Annotated in this window: 3 tRNA genes; all 3 read right to left on the bottom strand. The window is 41.3% G+C overall.

What is annotated here, in order from left to right:
- Positions 1-325: 325 nt before the first annotated feature.
- A tRNA-Val gene (locus HKI82_RS20405) sits at positions 326-401 on the bottom strand.
- Positions 402-431: 30 nt separating this feature from the next.
- Positions 432-507 (bottom strand) — tRNA-Lys (locus HKI82_RS20400).
- A 1-nt stretch (position 508) separates the two neighbouring features.
- Positions 509-584: transfer RNA gene (locus HKI82_RS20395), tRNA-Glu, on the bottom strand.
- Positions 585-646 lie beyond the last annotated feature (62 nt).

Below are 646 nucleotides of genomic sequence, written 5' to 3'. Positions count from 1 at the left end.
AAGGTTTAGTTGTCTCTCATTATTTGAATGAGCGAGAGACATTTCGATTTTGCCGGACTCAAATATGAATACTTACTTATAAAGTAAGATTCCCAAGAACACTTGAATGTGTATTGGTACCTAATCACTCTTTATTAAGAGAAATTAGGATTTGAGAACTTTTAATAAATAACGATTAATCAAATCGTTATTTGTCAGCTTTCCAAATTGTTAAAGAGCAAAGTGTCGTCTAAACACTTTTTAAGGATTCTCGTCGTCAAAAGTCCGAACCACGTACGTTTTATTGAAGTGGTTTGGATTTCATTATCCAAAAATGCTTAAAGAGTGGTGGGCGATACCGGGTTCGAACCAGTGACCCCCTGCTTGTAAGGCAGGTGCTCTCCCAACTGAGCTAATCGCCCACATAAGTTTGAATTCTTCGTGGAGAAGAATGGTGGGTCGTGCAGGATTCGAACCTGCGACCAATTGATTAAAAGTCAACTGCTCTACCAACTGAGCTAACGACCCATGGTATCCCGTAGGGGAGTCGAACCCCTGTTACCGCCGTGAAAGGGCGGTGTCCTAGGCCTCTAGACGAACGGGACACTAAGATACTCTTATCTTTCTAAACCTAATCAATCTGTGTGGACACTCATCAAGAGAATCT

The sequence above is a fragment of the Vibrio plantisponsor genome (assembly GCF_013041605.1).
Taxonomy (GTDB): Bacteria; Pseudomonadota; Gammaproteobacteria; order Enterobacterales; family Vibrionaceae; genus Vibrio; species Vibrio plantisponsor.
The sequence above is the reverse complement of the archived record's forward strand: the minus strand, read 5'-3'. Positions and strand labels throughout refer to the sequence as shown.